This is a genomic window from Ornithinimicrobium sp., from assembly GCF_030537745.1.
Classification (GTDB): domain Bacteria; phylum Actinomycetota; class Actinomycetes; order Actinomycetales; family Dermatophilaceae; genus Ornithinicoccus.
This window is the reverse complement of the sequence record NZ_JAUNVI010000020.1, coordinates 1-18,175: the sequence shown is the minus strand read 5'-3', so window position 1 is coordinate 18,175 and position 18,175 is coordinate 1. Positions and strand designations below refer to the sequence as shown.

Genomic DNA, 18,175 nt, shown 5'->3' with positions numbered 1-18,175 from the left:
GGGCCACCTGATGACCGAAGCTCCACTGCGCCCCGTCGAGCGCTCCTCGCCCACCCACACCGTCGTCCTGCCCGACGACGTCCAGATGGTGACCCTGCTCGGCCCTCGGGACGAGCTGCTGCGGACCATGGAGAGGGCCTTCCCGCAGCTGGACATCCACGTGCGGGGCAACGAGTTCCATCTGGCCGGCGACGTCGGCGAGATGGCCGTCGCTGAGCGGCTGATCGACGAGTTGCTAGCGGTCAGCAGCACCGGCCAGCCCCTCAACCGGGACGCCGTCGAGCGTTCGATCGGCATGCTGCGCTCCTCGGCCACCGGTCGTCCTGCCGACGTGCTGACGATGAACATCCTCAGTGCCCGCGGCCGCACGATCCGGCCCAAGACGCTTAACCAAAAGCACTATGTCGACGCGATCGACACCAACACGATCGTCTTCGGGCTCGGCCCGGCCGGCACCGGCAAGACCTATCTGGCGATGGCCAAGGCGGTCGCGGCGCTGCAGGCCAAACTGGTCAACCGGATCATCCTGACCCGGCCCGCGGTGGAGGCGGGGGAGCGCCTCGGATTCCTCCCGGGCACGCTCAACGACAAGATCGATCCCTACCTACGCCCCCTCTACGACGCGCTCCACGACATGGTCGACCCGGACTCCATACCCCGATTGATGGCAGCAGGCACGATCGAGGTGGCGCCCCTGGCGTTCATGCGAGGTCGCTCTCTCAACTCCAGCTTCATCGTCCTGGACGAGGCGCAGAACACCTCTCCGGAGCAGATGAAGATGTTCCTGACCCGTCTGGGCTTCGGCTCCAAGATGGTCATCACCGGTGACACCTCCCAGGTCGACCTGCCCAGGGGCACCAGCTCCGGTTTGAAGGTGGTCGAGGGGATTCTCCAGGGAGTCGAGGATATCCACTTCGCCACTCTGACGTCCGACGACGTGGTGCGCCACCGGTTGGTCAGCCAGATCGTAGACGCGTATGGCCGACACGACGCGCGCGCCGGTGCCCGCCAACGCAAGGACAAGAAGTGAGCATCGAGGTCCTCAACGAGAGCAGCGAGGTCCCCTCGCCGGTCCCGGAGCAGGAGCTGGCCGACCTCGGTCGCCACGTGCTGGAGCAGATGCGGGTGCACCCCCTCGCCGAGCTGACGATTTCCTTAGTCGACGAAGCGACCATGGCCAGCCTGCACGAGCAGTGGATGCACCTGCCCGGCCCCACTGATGTGATGAGCTTCCCGATGGACGAGATCCGTCCCAGCCGTGATGGTCAGGAGCCGGTGCCCGGGCTGCTCGGTGACGTCGTGCTCTGCCCCGCGGTGGCGCGCGCCCAGGCGAGCGCAGCCGGTCACGCGGTCGGCGACGAACTCCTGCTGCTGACCACCCACGGGATCCTGCACCTGCTGGGCTTCGACCACGCCGAGCCGCATGAGGAGCGCGAGATGTTTGATCTGCAGCGCACCTTGCTGTTGACCTTCTTGGCCCAGCGTGGCCGCACCACGACGGCAGCCCCAGAGCCTGGACAGGTATGACGTCCCTGATCATCCTGGCGGTCGTCACGACGTCGATCACCTTCCTCCTCACTGCTGGAGAGACAGCCCTCCAGCGGATGAGCAGGCACCGGGCCGAGCAGCTCCTCGATGAGGGGCGGCAGGGTGCGCGGGCTCTGGTGCGGATCACGACGGCGCCCGCACCCTTCATGGCGGTCGCTACGTTCGTGCGGGTGACCGCCGAGGCCGCCACCGCAGTGGCCGTCACCGTCGCGGTCGACATCCGCACCGACTCGCACTGGCAGACCGCCATGATCGCGACCGCGATCATGGCGGTGGTGTCCTTTGTCTTCGTCGGCGTCTCCCCCCGCACCCTCGGCCGGCAGCACGTCGATGCGGTAGCCCTCACGGCGGCACCGATCGTGCGCCTGCTCCGGCTCTTCCTGGGACCCGTCGCTAAGCTGCTGGTCCTCTTCGGCAATGCCGTCACCCCTGGCCACGGCTACGCCGACGGGCCGTTCGCCTCCGAGTCCGAGCTGCGCGACCTCGTCGATCTGGCGGGAGAGTCCGCGGTGATCGAGCAGGACGAGCGGGAGATGATCCACTCGATCTTCGAGCTCGGCGACACCGTGGCGCGCGAGGTCATGGTGCCCCGACCGGACCTCATCACCATCAAGTCCGAAAAGGTGCTGCGCAAGGCGATGTCGCTGTTCCTTCGCTCCGGGTTCTCGCGCGTCCCGGTCATCGGTGAGGACACCGATGACGTGCTCGGGATCCTCTACTTCAAAGACGTCATCCGGCAGGTCAATGCCAACGGCGCCTCTGCGGATGCGATGCCGGTCACCGAGGTGATGCGGCCCATCACGCGCGTCCCGGAGATGAAGCGGGTCGACGACCTGCTCAAGGAGATGCAGCGGGAGAGCCAGCACGTCGCCCTCGTCATCGACGAGTACGGCGGCACCGCGGGGCTGATCACCATCGAGGACGTGCTCGAAGAGATCGTCGGCGAGATCACTGACGAATACGATCGGGCCGAGGCGGAGATCGAGGAACTCATAGCTGAGGACGGCGCGGAGCTGGTCCGGGTGCCCGCTAACCTGCCCGTCGACGACCTGGCCGAGCTCTTCGAGGTCGAGATCGAGTCTGAGGATGTCGACTCCGTGGGCGGGCTGCTGGCCTCCATCATCGGGATGGTGCCTATCCAGGGCTCTACCGGCGAGATCGCGGGGCTGGAGCTGAGCGCCGAGCGGATGGCCGGCCGCCGGCGCCGGGTCGCGACAGTGCTCGTCCGTAAGCTCGACCCGGCGCCGAACACGACTGCCGATGGCGAGGGCGTTGAGGGGGAGGGACACGACGACGGCAGCAGCCGGGGCCGTGATCGCCCCCGGCGTGACCGACGCGACCGCAACACTAGCGACCCGACCACAGAGCCGACCCCGGAGGACTCGCGTGCCCACTGATCCCCAACCCACGCCATACCGCAGCGGTTTTGCGGCTCTCGTCGGCAGGCCTAACGCGGGCAAGTCGACCTTGACCAACGCCCTGGTCGGCGCCAAGGTGGCGATCACCTCATCCAAGCCCCAGACCACACGGCACACCATCCGCGGCATCATGACCACGGACGAAGCGCAACTGATCCTGGTCGACACCCCGGGACTGCACCGGCCCCGATCGCTCCTGGGGCAGCGACTCAACAACCTGGTGCGTGACACGCTCCTCGGGGTCGACGTGATCGGCTTCTGCCTGCCCGCCGACCAGCGGGTCGGCCCGGGAGACACCTACATCGCCAACGACCTCCTGGAGTTGCAGCGCGTGCGCAGGGTGCCTGTGGTCGCGATCGCGACCAAGGCCGACGCCGTGGACCGCGACCGTCTCGCGGAGCACCTGGTCGCCATCGACCGTCTCGGGGACTGGGCGCAGATCGTGCCCTGCTCCGCGGTGAGCGGTGAGCAGGTCGAGCTTGTGGGCAAGCTGCTCACCTCCCATCTGCCGGAGTCGCCGCAGCTCTATCCCAGCGAGCAGCTGACCGACGAGCCGCAGGCCGTGCTCATCGCCGAGCTCGTCCGGGAGGCCGCGCTGGAGGGGGTGCGCGACGAGCTGCCGCACAGTCTCGCCGTCCAGGTCGAGGAGATCGTGCCCCGCCCGGATCGTCCCGAGAACGACCCGATGAGCGACGTGCGCGTCAACGTCTATGTCGAGCGACCCAGCCAGAAAGCGATCATCATCGGCCGTGGTGGGTCGCGGCTGCGAGACGTGGGGTCGACGGCGCGCATCGGGATCGAGAAGATCCTCGGGCACCGGATCTACCTCGACCTGCACGTCAAGGTAGCCAAAGACTGGCAGCGCGACCCCAAGCAGTTGGACCGGCTCGGCTTCTAAAGCACCGAAGCTCTCGTTCCAGGCCCAGCACCGACCCGTGTCGCCGCCACCAAGTGGCAGAGTGGGCGCATGAGGAAGTTGCTCAACGACCCCGCCGATGTCGTCGTCGAGGCGCTTGCTGGGATGGCCGCCGCCCACCCGGACCGCCTCCGGATCGACACCGAGCACCGTCTCGTCCTGCGTGCCGGAGGGGCCGTGGCCGGCAAGGTGGGGCTGGTCTCGGGTGGAGGCACCGGCCACGAGCCCCTGCACAGCGGTTATGTAGGGGTGGGCATGCTCGACGCCGCCTGCTGCGGCGAAATCTTCACCTCGCCCGTCCCCGACCAGATCCTGGCGGCCACGCAGGCCGTGGACGGTGGCGCAGGGGTGCTGCACATCGTGAAAAACTACACCGGCGACGTCATGAACTTCCAGATGGCGCTCGAGCTGGCGCAGCTGGACGACGACGGCGCCTGGCGCAGCGGGGATGCAGAGCAGGTGGCCACCGTCGTCGTCGACGATGACGTAGCTGTCCAGGACAGCGCCTTCACCATCGGACGCCGCGGCGTGGGCCTCACCGTGCTGATGGAGAAGATCGTCGGGGCGGCTGCCGAGGAAGGACAGACACTGGCGCAGTGCCTCGCGGTCGCGCAGCGGGTCAATGACCAGGGCCGGTCGATGGGGATGGCGCTTACCTCCTGCACCGTCCCCGCCGTGGGAAAGCCGACGTTCGAGCTCGGTGAGGACGAGATGGAGATGGGCGTCGGCATCCACGGAGAGGCCGGCCGCGCGCGCTTGCCGATCGCTCCGGCGGCACAAGTCGCCGCTGACCTCCTCGAGCCCGTAGTGGAGCACCTCGGCCTGCAGCACGGGGACAGCGTGATCGCGATGGTCAACGGCATGGGCGGGACCCCACTCATGGAGCTCTACCTGATGTATGGGGAGGTCAGGCGACTACTTGATGGCTACGGTGTGAGAGTGAAGCGCAACCTGGTCGGCAACTACATCACCTCCCTCGACATGGCAGGGTGCTCCGTGACCCTGCTCAAGGTCGATGAAGCGCTGCTGCGGCTCTGGGACGCACCGGTCAACACCCCCGGCCTGCGGTGGGGGGTCTGAGATGGCGGACCTGGCAGCTTTCCAAGCCTGGCTGCGCGACGCGGCCGCGACGCTGCGGGACGAGTCCGGACATCTGACCGACCTCGACCGTGCGATCGGCGACGGCGACCACGGCACCAACATGGCGCGCGGCTTCACGGCGTCAGCTGAACTGGCTGAGGGTGAGCAGTTCGCCAGTATCGACACCTACCTCAAGAAGGTCGGCATGACCCTGGTGAGCACAGTCGGCGGAGCCGCGGGGCCCCTCTACGGGACGTTCTTCCTGCGCCTTGCCGGTCCGCTGTCCGCGACGCAAGAGGTGACCGCCCGCCGGTTCGGACAGGCGTTCCACGCAGGGGTGGACGGGGTGGTGGCGCGCGGGAAGGCCGCGGTCGGGGACAAGACCATGTATGACGCGTTTGCGCCGGCGTTGGCGGCCTATGAGCAGGCGTCGCTGGCCGGTGCCGACCTGAGAGCGTGCCTGCAGAGCGCCGCAGACGCTGCTGAGGTGGGGCGCGACTCGACCGAGCCGTTGGTCGCACGCAAGGGTCGCGCCTCCTATCTGGGGGAGCGCAGCGTCGGTCACCTGGACCCGGGCGCGACAAGCACTGCCATGCTGCTGCGGTCGGCCGCACGCACCCTCGGGTGAGCAAGGCGGTGGGCACGTGATCTCCATCGTGGTCGTCTCGCACAGTCGAGCCCTGGCCCAGGCCGCTGTCGCACTGGCCGCGGAGATGCTGCCGGAGCGGGGTGGACCGGCGATCGAGGTCGCTGCGGGCCTGGACCCCACCACCAGCGCTGGTCCCGGCAGCGCGCTCAGCGACGCGAGGACTGCAACGCACGGCGTGACCGGCACCGACGCGGCAGCCGTCGCAGACGCGATGGTCCGCGCTGGTGACGCCGCCGGGCAGGACGGGGTCTTGGTGCTGCTCGACCTCGGCAGCGCGGTGCTCTCCGCCGAGATGGCCCTGGAGCTCGTGGAGCCGGACCTCGCCCGCCGGGTGATGCTCAGCCCCGCACCCCTGGTGGAGGGACTGGTCGCCGCGGTGGTGGCGGCGGGCGCCGGTCTGGACCTCGCGGCCGTCGCGCGAGAGGCGGAGGCCGGGCTGCGCTCGAAGGCCAGCCAGCTGGGTCACGGCGACACCGACGCGCCGTCCACCAATGACGCCGTCGCGGGCACTGGAGACAAAGCAGAAGGAGGCAGCGCTGCCGCTGCCGCTGGGTCGGCGGATCCCCGTCGTCATGAGGGTGACGTGGATGACGTCGTCGATGCCCCTTCGGTGGAGCTGTCCGTCCTCTCGGAGCACGGTCTGCACGCCCGACCAGCGGCACGAGTGGTCGCGCTGGCCGGGTCGGTCGCGCCGGACACGACGCTGGAGCTGCGCGACCTCACGTCCGGGCGAGGCCCCGTCGATGCCCTCAGCCTGACCGCGGTCGCGACCCTGGATGCCCAGCGGGGCAACGTGTTGCTTGCGCAGGCTCGTGGGCCCAGGGCGCAGGAGGTGCTATACCGGCTCGTCGAGCTGGCGGCACGAGGCTTCAGCGACCGTGAGCTGCCCAAAGCGCCGCTGGCGGTGGTGCCGGTGGCCGAGCAGGGATCGATCGCACCCTCGGTCTCCCCGGAGCCGGGAGTCGCGGGCTCCGGGCTGGACGCTGCTGTCGGCCCGGTCGTGCGGACCGATGTGCACCTGGAGCCGCCCGAAAACGGGGGCGCAGAAGCCACGGAGGACACCGACATCGTGGTCGAGCAGGCGGCCTGGCGTTCGGCTGTCGACACCGCGGTCGAGCGGCTCGGCGAGCTCCGCGCACGGGCGCTGCGGCACCTCGGCGAGGGGGAGGCCGAGGTCTTCGAGGCGCACAGTCTGCTGCTGCGCGACCCGCAGATCCACGCCGACGTCGAGGCCAGGGTGGCCGCCGGTCAGCCCGCGACGACCGCCTGGCCAGCCAGCATCCACCAGGCTGCCGCACGCTTCGCAGATCTGAGCGACCCCTACCAACGCGAACGCGCCCAGGACGTGCGCGGCATCGGGGAGCGGGTCCAGCGTCTCCTGCTCGGGCTGGAGGAGCCGGAGCAGCTGGCGCACGGTGTGCTCGTGGTCGACGAACTGGACCCGGCGCTGGCTATCTCCCTGGACACCCGCATGGTGCAGGGGGTCATCACGCGCTCCGGCGGGGTCACCGGGCACGGTGTGCTGATCGCCACGGCAAGGGGGGTGCCCGTCCTCACTGGCGCGGGGGAGGCGATCGACGTCCCCTCAGGGACGACCGTGGCCTTCGACGTGCGGTCCGGACGGCTCGAGGTGGACCCGTCGCCAGACGTCCTGGCCGAGTTCGAGCAGGTGCTGGCTGATCGGCTGGCCGAGCGGGCACGAGCTCTGGAGCGATCTGGCCAGCCGGTCGTCCTGCGGGACGGAGTGACCCTGGTCGTCAGGGCAAATGTCGCCTCCCTCTCCGAGGCCCGTTTCGCAACGACGATGGGAGCGCACGGCTCCGGCCTGGTGCGCAGCGAGGCAGTCTTCGCCCGCTGGCGCACCGCCCCCACCGTGCAAGAACAGGTCGAGGTGTATAGCCAGATCGCGCAGGCGTGTGCGCCTTACCCCGTGACCCTGCGCACCTGGGACGTCGGCGGCGACAAGCCGCTCCTGTTCATCCCGACCCCGGTCGAGACCAACCCGTTCCTGGGCGCACGGGGCCTGCGGGCCTTTGTGGAGGATCCGCAGATCCTGCTCGACCAGGTGGAGGCGATCTGCCGGGTCGCCCGTGATCAGGAGATCAGCGTCCTTTTCCCGATGGTGGCGACCCGCTCCGACGTCGCCTTCGCCGTGGACCTGGTGAAGTCCGCCATGCGTCGGGCGGGGTCGGGGGGCGGAGCGCCGAAGGTCGGCATCATGATCGAGACCCCGGCGGCCGCGATCGAGGCGGCGTCGCTGACCACAGGTCTGGACTTCGTCTCTATCGGCACCAACGACCTGACGCAGTACGTGCTGGCTGCCGAGCGCGGCAACCCTGTGCTGCAACGGTGGTCCGACCCTCTTGAGCCGGCCGTCCTCGCCCTCATCCGGCGCGTCTGTGACGAGGTCCCGGTGGGACTCCCGGTCGGTCTGTGCGGCTCGATGGCTGCCGATCCCGACCTCGCGGGGCTCTTAGTCGGACTGGGGATTACAGAGCTCAGCGCGTCCGTGAGCAGCGTGCCGCTGGTCAAGGAGAGGCTTCGCCACGCTTCGTCAGCGCAGCTCCGCGAGGTGGCCGACCAGGCCCTGGTATGTGCGGACGCCGGCGCGGTCCGAGCGCTGCTGGCTCGCCGGGCCGGCTGAGGGCGTGGCGGGATCAGCGCACGCCGCGGGTGCGAAACTGGATGCTGATCCGTGGTCCCACCGGCTGGCTGGTCTTGGGCACGCAGTGGTCCCAGGTGCGCTGGCAGGAGCCTCCCATGACGAGCAGATCGCCGAATCCCAGCACGTAGCGAGTGCTCTGACCGCCGCCGCGAGGGCGCAGCAGCAACGCTCGGGGAGCGCCAAGACTCACGATCGCCACCATCGTGTCCAGTTGTGCGCTGCGACCGAACCGGTCGCCGTGCCAGGCGACGCTGTCGCGCCCGTCGCGGTAGAGGCACATGCCCGCGGTGCGGAACGGCTCACCGAGCTGGGGCGCGTAGTAGGCGCTGAGCTCATCACGCGCTTGCTCCACGATGGGGTCGGGCAGCGCTTCACCCTCGCCGTAGAAGCGCAGCAAGCGGGGCGTGGCGACCTCCTTGTCCCACATCTGTCGCTGCTCCGCTCGCCACTGCACACCACCTGAGCCGCCCAGAGCGAGTCGTGCGAAGAGGTCGTCCGAGCCGGTCACCCAGCCAGGGCGCACGTCGATCCAGGCGCCCTGATCGAGGTTCGAGCGACGCACCGCTGACGCCAGCGGACGGAGGCCCAGCTCGTCGACCTGATCGAGCAACGATCCTTGCAGCATCATCCACGCAGCGTAGTACGCATGTTCGAATCAAGCGACCGGGACACGCGCCGACGGCGAGAGGACCATCAGCCACAGGTGGCGCAGCATCGAGATGAAAGTCAGCGCCCAGGCCAATACCGCTACCCATAACCAGTTTGCCCCGATGCTCGCCAGGATGGGCAGGTGGTCGGCGCGCCCGAGATAGGTGCTGGCCACGGCATACATCCCGAGCGGGAAGATCATGCTCCACAGGGTCGGTTCGTAGACGAGCGGAACCCGATGGACACGGTGACGCCACCAGCCCATCGCGATGAGCACCGGGATCAACCACGTGGCGAAGCACCAGAAGACGACGGAGAGCCCGGCGATGAGCGCGCGGGTCGCGTCGACCATCGGCGCACTGCCCAGCTCCACGATCATCGCGCCAGCCACCACGGTGATGGCGATGCTGCCCATCGCCACCCAGTAGGGCGGGTCGATGTCTTTCGGCTCGAGGGGGTAGAGCATCAGGCGCAGCGAGACGAACACGGCTGAGGCGGCATACAGGAAGACGCCCACGGACCAGGAGAACACGGCGATGATCGCCAGGCCCTGCCGCCACTGCAGGTAGACGGGCTGCAAGCTGGCGGCCGCGACGGCGACCGACTGACTCGCGACCACCCAGATGAACCAGGTGCCGTTGGCCGCCGCCACCACGGGCCGCTCCTGGCGGCCGACGACTGCGCTCCACGGGATGACGTAGCCAAATACCAGCCACACGAGCAGGGCGACCGCCAGCAGCACGGCGGTGAGGGAATGCCACCCCTCGCCGGCTGCTCGTGCCCCCAGGACGTTGGTCCCGGCGACGAAGGTGAAGAAGCCGAAGGCCCGACGCGTGTTGCGAAAGTCGGCCACCATCGCTGCACGGTAGGCGAGGAGACGCCAGCCGTTGAGCACCAGCAGGACGACATAGCTGATGGCCGCGATCGCGAACAAGACCAGAGAGCTGAAGCGGTGGCCGGCGAGGTCGAGGGCAAGCGACACGATTCCAGTGGCCATGACGAGAGCGAAGTAGCCGGGCGTCAGGGATTCGACGGCCGCGGCGATCGCAACAGCAGGGCGGGAGCGCACCTTCTGAGGCTACCGTCAGAGCGTCGACCCTGGTGGGGTGTCGGCCGGTGCTCGTGCCGCGCCGGTGAGGGCCCGACCGTCGGGCGCGTCCGGTCGGCTTTGGCAGCGCGGGGAGGGAGAATGAGGACATGGTCACCTATCGCGAAGCAGCCCTCGTGCTGCGCACGCACAAACTGGGTGAGGCCGACCGCATCGTCACCATGCTGACGCGGGGTCGCGGCAAGGTGCGCGCCGTGGCCAAGGGGGTGCGCCGGACTAAGAGCAAGTTCGGGGCCAGGCTCGAGCCGGGCATGGTCGTGGACGTCCAGTGCTATGAGGGCCGCAACCTCGACACCGTGACCCAGGCGGTCTCTCTGGCCTCCTACGGCGAGGCGATCGCCCATGACTATCCCGCCTTCACCGCCGCCAACGTGATGCTGGAGACCTGCGACCAGCTCACCGAGGAGGGAGAGCCTGCGGTCCAGCACTTCAAGCTGCTCGCCGGGGGGCTGGCGGCGCTCGCCACCGCCGAGCACGACTCGCGACTGGTCCTGGACTCCTACCTGCTCCGTGCCCTGGCTATCGGCGGGTGGCGAGCCAGCCTGCACGACTGCGCGCGGTGCGGCATGGCCGGTCCGCACCGCGCTTTCCACGTCCCGTCCGGCGGTATCGTCTGCCCGTCCTGTCGGCCCCCCGGCTCATCGGCCCCGGCGCCGGAGACGATGGACCTGTTGAGGGCACTCTTTGCTGGGGACTGGAGCGTTGCCGACGTGAGTCAGCATCGTCACCAGAGCGAGGCGAGCGGCCTCATCGCGGCCTATCTGCAATGGCACCTGGAGCGTGGGGTGCGGTCGCTGCGCCATGTCGAGAGGATCACCTGAGGTGAGCACGACCAAGCGAGCACCCGTCGCGCCCTACCCCCATCCCACGGGGGTGGGACCGCCCGCGATCCCGCGTGAGCGCATACCTACCCACGTCGCGATCGTCATGGATGGCAACGGGCGGTGGGCCAACCAGCGTGGGCTCAAACGCACGCAGGGGCACGAGGCAGGGGAGGCGGCGCTGCTCGACGTGATCGCCGGTGGCATCGAGATCGGCGTCAAGTGCCTCAGCGCCTACGCATTCTCCACCGAAAACTGGCGCCGCAGCCCCGAGGAGGTCCGCTTCCTCATGGGCTTCAACCGCGACGTCATCCATCGGCGCCGTGAGGAGCTCGACTCCTGGGGCGTCCGCGTAGTCTGGTCCGGTCGCACGCCACGCCTATGGAAGTCGGTGGTCTCCGAGCTCGAGGACGCGCAACGGCGGACCAGCGACAACGACGTGATCACGCTCAACTTCTGCGTCAACTATGGCGGACGTGCCGAGGTCGCTGACGCGGTGCGCCGGATCGGCGAGGACGTCAAGGCTGGCCGGCTCAATCCACGCGGCATCGACGAGCGCACCATCGGCCGCTACCTCTACCACCCCCAGCTCCCCGACGTCGACCTCTTCGTGCGCAGCTCGGGGGAGCAGCGGACCTCCAACTTCTTGATGTGGCAGAGCGCGTATGCCGAGATGGTGTTTTTGGACACCTTGTGGCCAGATTTCGACCGCCGGCACCTGTGGCAGGCGATCGAGCAGTATGTCGACCGCGACCGCCGTTACGGCGGAGCCGTCGACGAAGCCGGCAGCTAGCCCAAGGGCACGGGCGACGTCACTGCGCGGAGCACTCGGCGCAGGTGCCGAAGACCTCGAGGGTGTGGCTGACGTTGGTAAAACCGTGCTCGGCGCCGACCCCGTCAGCCCAACGTTCTACCGCCGGCCCCTCGATCTCCACGGTGCGACCGCAGTCCCGGCAGACGAGATGGTGATGGTGACCGGTGGAGCACTGGCGGTAGACCGCCTCACCCTCGTCCGTGCGGAGCATGTCGATCTCGCCGGCGGCGGCGAGCGCGGTCAGGGTGCGATAGACGGTGGCCAGGCCGACCTTGGCGCCGTTGGCGCGGAGCTGCGCATGCAGGTCCTGCGCGCTGAGGAATTCCTCGGAGCGCGTCAGCGCCTCCACCACCGCGCTCTGCTGCCGGGTCGGGCGGCGCGGCGGGGTGCTCATCGCTTCTCGCCTGGGGTCGCGGCGCCCGTGGTGTCGGGCACGCCCAGCTTTTCGTGCTCGTCGTGCTTGTCGTGGTGCTCGTCGTAGTGCCCCTCGTGCGCGGCGTGCAGGTGTCCGTCGTGCAGATAGTCCACGTGGTCGCCGTGCACCACCGCATCATGGCCGCATCCGGGACCGTGCTCGTGCACGTGTCGCTCGGCGCTGCGGTGCCGCAGTCGCGCAAGGTGGCGCATCGCCATACCTGCTGCTCCTGCCAGGAAGAAGAGCAGGATGGACAGGAGGACGACGGTGCCGCCCGAGGCGGTGTCGAGATAGTAGGAGGCCGTGACGCCACCCACCGAGGAGATCACGCCGAAGGCGACCGCCCAGCGCACGGCCGCGGCAAAGCTGCCGGACAGCTGTTGTGCGGCGGCGTTGGGGATGATCATCAGCGCGCTGATGAGCAGGAGCCCGATGACCCGCATCGCCACCACGACCGTGACCGCGGTCAGGACCGCCAGCAGGATGTTGAGCGCCAGCACCGGCAGGCCGCTGGCACGGGCGAACTCCTCGTCGCCGGCGACCGCGAACAGTCGCTTGCGCAGCACGAGGGTGACCAGGACGATCATCGCGGACAGCGCCGCGAAGACGACGAGGTCACTGCGGGAGGTGGTCGCGATCGCGCCGAAGAGGTAGCCCGTCAGGTTGCCCGTCTGCGCACCGTCGACGCGGTTGATGATGACGACGCCCGCCGCGATGCCGCCGTAGAACATCAGGGCCAGGGCGATGTCGCCCGAGGTGTGCCCCAGGGAGCGGATCAGCTCGATCGCCACGCCCGCGGCCACTGCCGCTGCCAGGGCCGTGAGGATGGGGGTCGTCTGGGTGAGCACTCCGACCGCTACGCCGGCGAGCGCGACATGGCCCAGGCCGTCACCGATGAGGGACAGCCGGCGCTGCACCAAGAAGATGCCGACGAGGGGGGCGGCGAGGCCGACGCAGAGCGCCGCCATCAATGCATTGCGCATGAAGTCCAGGCTGAGCATCTCGGTCATGACTGCACCCGTCCGGCGAGGAGAGCCTGTCGGCGCTGGTGCTCGGCGTAGCCCTGCGGTGAGCCGTCGAAAGTGAGGTGGCCGCTGTCCACCTCGACGATCCGGTCCACGATGCCGCGCAGCGCGGTGAGCTCGTGCGTGACGATGAGCATCGTCGTCCCAGCGGCCCCCAGCTGTTGCAGGACGCCGGCCAGGATCACTTGGCTGGCGCTGTCGACACCGGCGGTGGGTTCGTCCATCACGAGCACCTCAGGGTTCGCGACGAGAGCTCGGGCGATGAGCACCCGGCGCTGCTGGCCGCCGGAGAGGGTGTCCACGTCAAACCGGGCGCGGTCGGCCAGCCCGACGATCTCCAGGGCGCGATGCACGGCCTGGTGGTCGGCGGCGCGAGCGGGCCTCCACCACGGCCGGGTGGCGAGCAGTCCGGTGGCCACGATCTCGCTCGCCGTCGCGCGCACGCCGCCATTGAGGGTATGGCGTTGGGGCACATAGCCCAGGCGCGTCCGGTCCCGCAGCCGCGCGAGCGGCGCCCCGAGCACCTCGACCTCGCCGCTGAGGTGCTCGGCCAGGCCCAGCAGGCCCTTGACCAGGGTGGTCTTGCCCGAGCCGTTGGGGCCAAGGACGGCAATGACCTGGCCGCGGGTGACCACCAGGTCCACGTCCGTCACGACGGCCTGTCCCCGGTAGCCGAACGCGACCTGGTGCAGGTTGAGAGCGGGTGCTGAGGTGTTCACGGGCAGTCCAGTCCTTCCCGCAGTGATGACAGGTTGGCTCGCATGATCTGTAGGTAGTCGGTGCCGGCCGATGAGGAGGTCAGCCCCTCGACCGGGTCGAGGATCAGCACCCCGGTGCCGGTCTCGGCCGCGACCGTGCGGGCGACCACGTCCGAGAGGAGCGGCTCGGTGAAGACGGTGGTGACCCCTTGATCGCGGATCTGCGCGGTGACCTCGGCGAGGCGGCCCGGGGAGGGCTCGGTGTCGGGAGCCAGTCCGGTGATGCTGATCTCGTGCAGGTCGTAGCGGTGCGCCAGGTAGCCGAACGCCTGGTGGGTGGTGACCAGGGTCCGGCTGGCGCAACTGGCAAGCCCCTCCACATAGTCCTTGTCCAGGGCAGTCAGGTCGCGGCTGAGGTCCGCCAGATTGGCCTCGTAGTCGGCCGCGTGCGCGGGGTCCAGGGTGGCCAGCTCGCGTTCGATCGACGCACCTACCTTCTGGTAGAGGGTCGGGTCGAGCCAGAAGTGCGGGTCCACGTTGCCGTGGTCGTGACCATCATCACCCTCGTGGGCCTGGGTTTCTTCGGTCCCGTCCCCCTCGAGGCGTAGGAGGTTGATGGCCGTGTTCACATCGAGCTGGTGGTCGGCAGCCTGCCCGTCGACGGCTGAGTCGACCGCCGGCTGCAGCCCCCGGGCATAGACCACGAGGTCGGTGGAGGAGAGCGAGCCGACGACGCGGGGGCTCAGCTCGACCTCGTGCGGCTCGACGCCCGGTCCCGTGAGGGTCGTGACGACCGCGTGGTCACCGGCGATCCGGCTGGTGAGGTACTCCAACGGATAGAAGCTGGCAGCGATGCTGACCTGGTCTGGGCCGGCGGCCGGGACGCTGCCTCCCGTCCCGCACGCTGCCAGGAGCAGGCTGACGGGCAGCGTGAGCAACAGGAGGGGGCGCCAAAACATGTTCTCACTTGACTAGATATGAGAATCATTGTCAAGTCGAGATGAGCGTCACACCACCGTCCGCGCAGGGTTCAGAACTCAGCCGCGAGGGAGAAGTTGGGTGACGGCGACGACCAGAAAGAGCAGCAGGATCGCGACCCTCATCACGCGTTCGACCGGGGCCAGTCGGGGCCAGGACAGATACAGCAGCCAGAACACGAAGAGGAGAGCAACCGTGACCAAGGCCCAGCCCAGGAAACCACCGAGGAAGCCGCCACCGAGGATGAGCAGCAGAAGGACGAGGAAGGGCAGCCACACCGGCAGCTTGGCCAGGGTGGTGAGGGCCGGGACAGACGCCTGCTCGATGCGACGGCGCGTCGGGCTCGGCTCCCTGGCCGGGTCGGGGACGGGCGGAGGCTGAGGCGAAGTGGACACCGGCCCAGCCTAATAGGGGTCCGGGACTTCTTTTTGCGCCCTCTAGACTGTGGACCCATGGCCCCCACCTCCACCGTCGATACGGTTGTGTCCCTCTGCAAGCGCCGCGGCTTCGTCTTCCCGTGCGGGGAGATCTATGGCGGCACCAGGTCTGCGTGGGACTACGGGCCCCTGGGCGTGGCCCTGAAGGAAAACATCAAGGCACAGTGGTGGCGCTCCATGGTGCAGACCCGCGACGACATTGTCGGACTGGACTCCTCGATCATCCTGCCGTTGAAGACCTGGGTCGCCTCCGGACACGTGGGGGAGTTCTCCGACCCCCTCAGCGAGTGCCAGTCCTGCCACAAGCGTTTCCGGGTGGACCACCTGCAGGAAGCAGTGGCCGCCAAACTGTCGAAGAAGGCCAAGGATGGCGCGGAGGTCGACCCGGACACCGTCGACCTCGACACGATCACCTGTCCCAACTGCGGCAACAAGGCCTGGACACCTCCACGTGCCTTTAACATGATGCTCAAGACCTACCTCGGCGTCATCGAGGATGAGTCGGGACTGCACTACCTGCGTCCCGAGACCGCCCAGGGCATCTTCATCAACTTCGCCAACGTCATGACGGCCACCCGCAAGAAGCCGCCCTTTGGTATCGCGCAGACCGGCAAGAGTTTCCGTAACGAGATCACGCCGGGCAACTTCATCTTCCGGACCCGAGAGTTCGAACAGATGGAGATGGAGTTCTTCGTCAAGCCCGGCGAGGACGAGGAGTGGCACGAGTACTGGCTCAATGAGCGGATGAACTGGTACGTCAACCTCGGCATCGCCCGGGAGAATCTGCGGCTGTTCGAGCACCCGCAGGAGAAGTTGTCGCACTATGCCAAGCGCACCGTGGACATCGAGTATCGCTTCAACTTCGCCGGCAGCGAATGGGGCGAGCTGGAGGGGGTCGCCAACCGCACCGACTTCGACCTGACGACGCACAGCGAGCACTCGGGCCAGGACCTGTCCTACTTTGACCAGGCAACAGGGGAGCGCTACACCCCTTACGTCATCGAGCCGGCAGCCGGCCTGTCACGGTCCTTGATGACCTTCCTGGTCGACGCCTACACCGAGGATGAGGCGCCCAACGCCAAGGGCGGCGTCGACAAGCGCACCGTGCTGCGCCTCGACCCGCGCCTGGCACCGATGAAGGTGGCTGTGCTGCCGCTGTCGCGCAACGCCGACCTCTCACCCAAGGCCCGCGACCTGGCCGCCGCGCTGCGGCAGCACTGGATGGTCGACTTCGACGACGCGGGCGCGATCGGGCGCCGATACCGTCGCCAGGACGAGATCGGCACCCCCTATTGCGTCACGGTCGACTTCGACACACTGCAGGACCAGGCCGTCACCATCCGGGACCGTGACTCGATGAATCAGGAGCGCGTCTCCCTAGATCAGGTCGAGGGCTATCTGGCCCAGCGCCTGATCGGCTGCTGACTGGGTCGGTGATGTCTGCTCCCACGCTCACCGCGCCCGTCCTGCCGCCGCTGCAGATCGGTCCGCTCACCATCGCCTCGCCGGTGGTGCTGGCACCCATGGCCGGGATCACCAATAGAGCGTTCCGGCAGCTGTGCCGGGAGTATGGCGACGAGGGTCTGGCGGCGGCTGGACCAGGCCGGCCGGCTGCCCCCGGTGTCGGCAGTGTCGGCAGTGTCGAGAAACAGGACAGGCCTGGGGACGCGCGGGGGGCTGGGGGATCGGCCTGCCTCTACGTCAGCGAGATGATCACCAGCCGCGCGCTCGTGGAGCGCACCCCGATCTCGATGAAGCTGATCGAGCACGGCCCGGAAGAGACGCCCCGTTCGGTGCAGCTCTACGGCGTCGACCCAGCCACCGTCGGACGCGCCGTCCGGATGCTGGTCGAGGAAGACCGCGCCGACCACATCGACCTCAACTTCGGCTGTCCGGTCCCCAAGGTGACCCGCAAGGGTGGAGGCGCGGCGCTGCCGTGGAAGACCGAGCTCTTCCGAGGTATCGTCGCAGCGGCCGTGCGCGGGGGGGCGGCCGGCGGCATACCCGTCACGGTCAAGATGCGCGTGGGGATCGACGCCGACCACCTCACCTTCCTCGATGCGGGCCGGATCGCGGAGGACGAAGGTGCCGCCGCGGTGGCGCTGCACGCGCGGACCGCCTCTCAGGCCTACTCGGGGCGGGCCGACTGGCCCCGGATCGCCGAGCTCAAGGCAGCGGTCACCTCCATCCCGGTCCTGGGCAACGGTGACATCTGGTCCGCCGACGATGCGCTGGCGATGGTGCGCGAGACCGGGTGCGACGGGGTCGTCGTCGGTCGCGGCTGCCTTGGCCGCCCGTGGCTGTTCACCGACCTGGCCGCCGCTTTCGCGGGCTCGCACGTGCGCGTCACCCCGGATCTGGCGCAGGTATGTCGTGTCCTGCGCCGGCATGCGGAGCTGCTCGTCGACTTCCATGGCGAGGAGGCCAAGGGTTGCCGGGACATCCGCAAGCACGTGTCGTGGTATCTCAAAGGCTTCGCTGTCGGCGGCCAGGTGCGTCAGCAACTCGGGCTCATCAACACTCTCACCGACCTGGACCGCCTCGTCGCCGGGCTCGATCTGGACCAGGCCTGGCCAGGCGACGCCGAGGGGCAGCGCGGCCGGGCAGGCTCGTCCCGGATCGTGGCGCTGCCCGACCGCTGGCTCGCTTCCCGTGAGCTCGACGGGCAGCAGCGGACCACGATCGCGCAGGCAGAGCTGTCCGTGTCCGGAGGCTGACTCGGGCGTGGAGACGGCGTGCCCCTGACCTCTCCACCCGTGTGCTGCGGCCTCAGCGAGCGCCCGGCCCCGTGGCCACCGGCCGTTCCGCGTCGGTGATCCAGTCGCTCCACGACCCGATGTAGACCGCGGGAGCCTGCGGGCCAAGCTCCCGGGCCTCCAGCGCCAGCGCCAGGTGGGCGGCCTGCACGCCCGACCCGCAGTAGATAACGCTCGGGGTCTGAGTGTCGGCCCCGGC

The 18,175-nt window shown here is 68.8% G+C and carries 19 protein-coding genes; 11 read left to right on the top strand and 8 right to left on the bottom strand.

Annotated features, from left to right (window positions below; all coding sequences use genetic code 11):
• The first annotated feature begins 10 nt into the window (after positions 1-10).
• From Q4P07_RS06245 to ptsP, 7 genes are all read left to right on the top strand, one after another.
• Complete coding sequence (locus tag Q4P07_RS06245; protein ID WP_303374043.1) at positions 11-1,030, top strand: PhoH family protein; 1,020 nt, start codon at positions 11-13, stop codon at positions 1,028-1,030.
• Positions 1,027-1,527 (top strand): rRNA maturation RNase YbeY, encoded by a 501-nt coding sequence (ybeY, locus tag Q4P07_RS06240; protein ID WP_303374042.1) that lies wholly within the window; start codon positions 1,027-1,029, stop codon positions 1,525-1,527. Before Q4P07_RS06245 ends, ybeY begins: the two co-directional genes overlap by 4 nt.
• Positions 1,524-2,945 (top strand): hemolysin family protein, encoded by a 1,422-nt coding sequence (locus tag Q4P07_RS06235; protein WP_303374041.1) that lies wholly within the window; start codon positions 1,524-1,526, stop codon positions 2,943-2,945. Before ybeY ends, Q4P07_RS06235 begins: the two co-directional genes overlap by 4 nt.
• The gene (gene era / locus Q4P07_RS06230) at positions 2,935-3,864 is read left to right on the top strand and encodes a GTPase Era (protein WP_303374040.1); all 930 of its coding nucleotides are present in this window, start codon (positions 2,935-2,937) and stop codon (positions 3,862-3,864) included. Before Q4P07_RS06235 ends, era begins: the two co-directional genes overlap by 11 nt.
• 69 nt (positions 3,865-3,933) lie before the next feature.
• Positions 3,934-4,962 carry a dihydroxyacetone kinase subunit DhaK gene (gene dhaK, locus Q4P07_RS06225; RefSeq protein WP_303374039.1) on the top strand — a complete coding sequence of 343 codons (1,029 nt, stop codon included), beginning with the start codon at positions 3,934-3,936 and terminating at the stop codon, positions 4,960-4,962.
• A 1-nt stretch (position 4,963) separates the two neighbouring features.
• Positions 4,964-5,590 carry a dihydroxyacetone kinase subunit DhaL gene (gene dhaL / locus Q4P07_RS06220; RefSeq protein WP_303374038.1) on the top strand — a complete coding sequence of 209 codons (627 nt, stop codon included), beginning with the start codon at positions 4,964-4,966 and terminating at the stop codon, positions 5,588-5,590.
• 16 nt (positions 5,591-5,606) lie between these two features.
• A complete protein-coding gene (gene ptsP, locus Q4P07_RS06215; RefSeq protein ID WP_303374037.1) occupies positions 5,607-8,255 on the top strand; it encodes a phosphoenolpyruvate--protein phosphotransferase in 2,649 nt (882 codons plus the stop codon).
• A 13-nt stretch (positions 8,256-8,268) separates the two neighbouring features.
• Here the strand turns inward: ptsP and Q4P07_RS06210 are convergent, their stop codons facing one another.
• Positions 8,269-8,904, bottom strand: coding sequence for an alpha-ketoglutarate-dependent dioxygenase AlkB (locus Q4P07_RS06210; RefSeq protein WP_303374036.1), 636 nt, complete (start codon positions 8,902-8,904; stop codon positions 8,269-8,271).
• A 27-nt stretch (positions 8,905-8,931) separates the two neighbouring features.
• Positions 8,932-9,993, bottom strand: a complete 1,062-nt coding sequence (locus Q4P07_RS06205; protein ID WP_303374035.1) for a tellurite resistance/C4-dicarboxylate transporter family protein — start codon at positions 9,991-9,993, stop codon at positions 8,932-8,934.
• A gap of 128 nt (positions 9,994-10,121) precedes the next feature.
• Here Q4P07_RS06205 and recO point away from each other — a divergent pair, with 128 nt between their 5' ends.
• Positions 10,122-10,853 carry a DNA repair protein RecO gene (recO, locus tag Q4P07_RS06200; protein ID WP_303374034.1) on the top strand — a complete coding sequence of 244 codons (732 nt, stop codon included), beginning with the start codon at positions 10,122-10,124 and terminating at the stop codon, positions 10,851-10,853.
• A 1-nt stretch (position 10,854) separates the two neighbouring features.
• Positions 10,855-11,646, top strand: a complete 792-nt coding sequence (locus tag Q4P07_RS06195) for an isoprenyl transferase (RefSeq protein WP_303374033.1) — start codon at positions 10,855-10,857, stop codon at positions 11,644-11,646.
• Positions 11,647-11,665: 19 nt separating this feature from the next.
• Here Q4P07_RS06195 and Q4P07_RS06190 read toward each other — a convergent pair whose 3' ends face one another.
• From Q4P07_RS06190 to Q4P07_RS06170, 5 genes are all read right to left on the bottom strand, one after another.
• On the bottom strand, positions 11,666-12,061 hold the full coding sequence (locus tag Q4P07_RS06190) for a Fur family transcriptional regulator (RefSeq protein WP_303374032.1): 396 nt from the start codon (positions 12,059-12,061) through the stop codon (positions 11,666-11,668).
• Positions 12,058-13,092 carry a metal ABC transporter permease gene (locus Q4P07_RS06185; RefSeq protein ID WP_303374031.1) on the bottom strand — a complete coding sequence of 345 codons (1,035 nt, stop codon included), beginning with the start codon at positions 13,090-13,092 and terminating at the stop codon, positions 12,058-12,060. The genes Q4P07_RS06190 and Q4P07_RS06185 overlap by 4 nt, the downstream gene beginning before the upstream one ends.
• Entirely contained in the window at positions 13,089-13,826 is a 738-nt protein-coding gene (locus Q4P07_RS06180; protein ID WP_303374030.1) for a metal ABC transporter ATP-binding protein, read from the bottom strand. The genes Q4P07_RS06185 and Q4P07_RS06180 overlap by 4 nt, the downstream gene beginning before the upstream one ends.
• Entirely contained in the window at positions 13,823-14,764 is a 942-nt protein-coding gene (locus tag Q4P07_RS06175) for a metal ABC transporter substrate-binding protein (protein ID WP_303374029.1), read from the bottom strand. Before Q4P07_RS06175 ends, Q4P07_RS06180 begins: the two co-directional genes overlap by 4 nt.
• A 78-nt stretch (positions 14,765-14,842) precedes the next feature.
• Positions 14,843-15,178 carry a DUF6703 family protein gene (locus Q4P07_RS06170; RefSeq protein ID WP_303374028.1) on the bottom strand — a complete coding sequence of 112 codons (336 nt, stop codon included), beginning with the start codon at positions 15,176-15,178 and terminating at the stop codon, positions 14,843-14,845.
• Between the two features lie 57 nt (positions 15,179-15,235).
• On the opposite strand from Q4P07_RS06170, the gene Q4P07_RS06165 reads away from it, so the two are divergent.
• Both Q4P07_RS06165 and dusB read left to right on the top strand, forming a co-directional pair.
• Positions 15,236-16,645 (top strand): glycine--tRNA ligase, encoded by a 1,410-nt coding sequence (locus Q4P07_RS06165; RefSeq protein WP_303374027.1) that lies wholly within the window; start codon positions 15,236-15,238, stop codon positions 16,643-16,645.
• Between the two features lie 11 nt (positions 16,646-16,656).
• Positions 16,657-17,937, top strand: a complete 1,281-nt coding sequence (dusB, locus tag Q4P07_RS06160; RefSeq protein WP_303374026.1) for a tRNA dihydrouridine synthase DusB — start codon at positions 16,657-16,659, stop codon at positions 17,935-17,937.
• A gap of 52 nt (positions 17,938-17,989) precedes the next feature.
• On the opposite strand, the gene Q4P07_RS06155 is transcribed toward dusB, so the two are convergent.
• On the bottom strand, positions 17,990-18,175 hold a 186-nt coding region (locus Q4P07_RS06155), incomplete at its 5' end, for a rhodanese-like domain-containing protein (RefSeq protein WP_368660254.1).

Excerpts from the sequence above, each read along its gene's own strand:
- recO (WP_303374034.1), top strand. The coding sequence starts at position 10,122 with ATGGTCACCTATCGCGAAGCAGCCCTCGTGCTGCGCACGCACAAACTG.
- Q4P07_RS06210 (WP_303374036.1), bottom strand. The coding sequence starts at position 8,904 with ATGATGCTGCAAGGATCGTTGCTCGATCAGGTCGACGAGCTGGGCCTC.
- dhaK (WP_303374039.1), top strand. The coding sequence starts at position 3,934 with ATGAGGAAGTTGCTCAACGACCCCGCCGATGTCGTCGTCGAGGCGCTT.
- Q4P07_RS06175 (WP_303374029.1), bottom strand. The coding sequence starts at position 14,764 with ATGTTTTGGCGCCCCCTCCTGTTGCTCACGCTGCCCGTCAGCCTGCTC.
- Q4P07_RS06245 (WP_303374043.1), top strand. The coding sequence starts at position 11 with ATGACCGAAGCTCCACTGCGCCCCGTCGAGCGCTCCTCGCCCACCCAC.
- Q4P07_RS06190 (WP_303374032.1), bottom strand. The coding sequence starts at position 12,061 with ATGAGCACCCCGCCGCGCCGCCCGACCCGGCAGCAGAGCGCGGTGGTG.
- dusB (WP_303374026.1), top strand. The coding sequence starts at position 16,657 with ATGTCTGCTCCCACGCTCACCGCGCCCGTCCTGCCGCCGCTGCAGATC.
- Q4P07_RS06235 (WP_303374041.1), top strand. The coding sequence starts at position 1,524 with ATGACGTCCCTGATCATCCTGGCGGTCGTCACGACGTCGATCACCTTC.
- dhaL (WP_303374038.1), top strand. The coding sequence starts at position 4,964 with ATGGCGGACCTGGCAGCTTTCCAAGCCTGGCTGCGCGACGCGGCCGCG.
- Q4P07_RS06165 (WP_303374027.1), top strand. The coding sequence starts at position 15,236 with ATGGCCCCCACCTCCACCGTCGATACGGTTGTGTCCCTCTGCAAGCGC.
- Q4P07_RS06185 (WP_303374031.1), bottom strand. The coding sequence starts at position 13,092 with ATGACCGAGATGCTCAGCCTGGACTTCATGCGCAATGCATTGATGGCG.